Annotated in this window: 1 protein-coding gene; it reads right to left on the reverse strand. The window is 39.2% G+C overall.

The window, feature by feature from the left end; all coding sequences use genetic code 11:
- Positions 1-67 precede the first annotated feature (67 nt).
- Positions 68-1,298, reverse strand: a 1,231-nt coding sequence (locus tag GSA01S_RS10200) for an RNA-guided endonuclease TnpB family protein (RefSeq protein ID WP_066127286.1), incomplete at its 5' end; no start/stop codon positions are given.

Raw genomic sequence — 1,298 nt, forward strand, 5'->3', positions numbered from 1 at the left:
AAGGGATGGTTGACTGGCACCCCATCAATAAGCGGTCTGTAGACACTTACTGAATATTGTTTTATGTTTAATAATTTTGTATTGGCACAACTTTTTCAAACCGTAGTTTTTTCTCACTCGACAGATATCGGTGACCCAATTCTTTAATATTGATAGCTGCCACACGGTCATCATTTGATTGATACCCACAATTCTGACAAGTAAATAAGTGCTTATCTTGTTGTCTATTCGCTTTATCAATTGATTCGCATTTTGGACAACGTTGGGACGTAAATTGTGCGGATACTTTTAAAACTTGCGAACCACTTTCTAAAGCTTTGTACATTAACTTTTCTTCAAAATCGAAGAATCGCCAAGAATGGTGTTCATACCGTGCATCTTGCTTACGGTGATGAGTCGTGTTAAAAGTAACGTTCGTAAGATCTTCCACCACAAACATGGTATTGGCCCCGTATCGGTCAACGAGTGTCTTTGATAATTGATGGTTCACATCATTCATCCAGCGGTTCTCTCGTCTTTCAATTGTTTTAAGGCGTCTACGACTTGATTTGGTGTTCTTCGCTTGTAAGGACTGGCGCAATTTCTTAAAATGCCGTCTTTTCTTTATCAAGCTTTTACCCGAATAGAAGGTAGTATGAGCTGTATCATCCGCAATCGTTAGTATCTGTCTTAAACCACGGTCAATGCCTACAATCCGTTGAATATTAGCTTCAGCTGGGTTGTCTATCTCTTTACTTGCGGACACGTGTAAGAACCACTTACCCTTACGACAGAGTAATTCAGCTTGACCGAACTTGTAAGCATTCTGGCTAAATTGTTGAAGATAAGCGATATGTTGCTTATCACAAGACACTTTAATTCGCCCTTGATTAGTCGTCAGTGAATAGGTGTCGTCTTGATGATAAGCGTAGTTACGATTACGTACGAACACAGCGACTGGTCGCTTAAACCCTAGGGGTTTCGTTAAATGGTAAAGGTCTTTATATAGCGTATGATATTTACCTGTATGGATATCTTTATAACGCTTAGGTTTTTGTTTAAACTGTGTTTTCACGGTCTTATATCTCGCGATTACCGTACGCATCACGGACTGGGCCATTTGCGATTGCAGTCCAAAATCCTGACGTATCTGATGATACAAGGCGTTGTGCAAAGTCGCTTGACCTAATTCAAAGTCATGGTCAAAGATATATGTCGAAACAAAATTACAAGCGTTTAAAAACTGTTGTTGGGTTTCTTCGAATTTTTCAATATCACTAGCACTTGGGTATAATTGCACTTTAATCGTTTTCGTTAAC

It is taken from the genome of Globicatella sanguinis NBRC 15551 (genome assembly GCF_001552295.1).
In the GTDB taxonomy this organism is placed as follows: domain Bacteria; phylum Bacillota; class Bacilli; order Lactobacillales; family Aerococcaceae; genus Globicatella; species Globicatella sanguinis.